Origin of the sequence: Terrisporobacter muris (assembly GCF_024621905.1) — a bacterium.
GTDB lineage: Bacteria > Bacillota > Clostridia > Peptostreptococcales > Peptostreptococcaceae > Terrisporobacter > Terrisporobacter muris.
Map to the genome: position 1 here is coordinate 1 of NZ_JANKBY010000567.1, position 1,287 is coordinate 1,287.

Consider the following 1,287-nt stretch of genomic DNA (forward strand, 5'->3'; position numbering starts at 1 on the left):
ATATTACACCAAAAAAGTAAATGTTAGATGTGGCTAAAATCAGCGGAGGTGTAAGATGACAATATTAAAATTTATAGTAAGAACACTTTTTAAAAGAGAGATATATAAATATAAAAACTTAGCTTATATGGAAGCTTCCATAGGATTAGTGGAAGAGGATGATATAGATGATATATGAAAAGTTAAATAGGTTAAAGCTATAAAAGTTAGATTTGTCTAACTTTTTTCTTTTTATATTATGATAAGATTAAGAAAATTGTTTATAATTTTATTGTAGAGTTAATAATAAAAAGGGATTATATGCTTTTTTGTGGAAAGTAAAATAAGAAAAGTAAATTTTTATTGTGGAAAGGGGGTTATACATATGGGTAGGATAGATGATAGAATTAAAATTGTAAAAGAAGAAATTGTAGATATTAAGGTTGATGCCATTGTAAATCCAACAGATGAATATTTTAGCGGTAGTTCAGGATTGGATAAGTTAATTCAGAAAAGCGCTGGTCAAAAACTTAGTAAGAAATTATCTAAAAGTGGAACCTGCCAAGTTGGTAATTGTATTATTACAAAGGGGTATAATCTAAATATAAAAAGTATAGTTCATACGTGTACTCCTAAATGGGAAGGTGGATATGAAGATGAATGCTATTTATTATATTCATGCTATAAAAATTCTATAGAGATAGCAATAGAAAATGATAATAAAACAATAGCAATTCCATCTATCAGTTCAGGAAATAATAAATTTCCATTAAACAAGTCAGCCAATATAGCTTATTATGCAGCCTGGAGAATGATGAAAAAATACAGTTCACATGATTTAGAAACTATATATTTTTCATGTACAAATAAGAATACTTATGAAGTTTATAAGAATCTTTCTGAAGATTATAAGGACATAGAATTTTCATTAGAAATGATTGAACAATACAAGAAAATGGATAAATATAATCACCATAATTTTACCATTGATGATTTTATAAAAAACCTAGGAATAGAAAATGCATATAATATTTTTTTGTTAAAAGAAGCATTTTTAGCAGGAAATATTGAGCTAGAATTTATTGAAGAGACTGTAAAAATACTTAAACAGATCTTTCTTCAAATGAAAAATATGAGTAAAAACTTTGCAGAAAAAGTTTATATAGAAGAGTTAGAATCAACAGAAAACATATTAAAAGAAATATTTCTTACCATAGATTATGATACTATAGAATATGCAAAAGAAAGGACAAAGGAATACTTTGTACACGCCAATGATTATATATTTGAAAAAATAAATAATTCAGA

Annotated in this window: 2 protein-coding genes; both read left to right on the plus strand. The window is 25.5% G+C overall.

Going from position 1 to position 1,287, the window contains the following annotated elements; translation table 11 throughout:
* Nucleotides 1-55: 55 nt before the first annotated feature.
* A complete protein-coding gene (locus NSA58_RS20325) occupies nucleotides 56-178 on the plus strand; it encodes a hypothetical protein (protein ID WP_257560945.1) in 123 nt (40 codons plus the stop codon).
* Nucleotides 179-364: 186 nt separating this feature from the next.
* A partial coding sequence (locus NSA58_RS20330) for a macro domain-containing protein (RefSeq protein ID WP_257560946.1) occupies nucleotides 365-1,287 on the plus strand: 923 nt, incomplete at its 3' end.

Excerpts from the sequence above, each read along its gene's own strand:
- NSA58_RS20325 (WP_257560945.1), top strand. The coding sequence starts at position 56 with ATGACAATATTAAAATTTATAGTAAGAACACTTTTTAAAAGAGAGATA.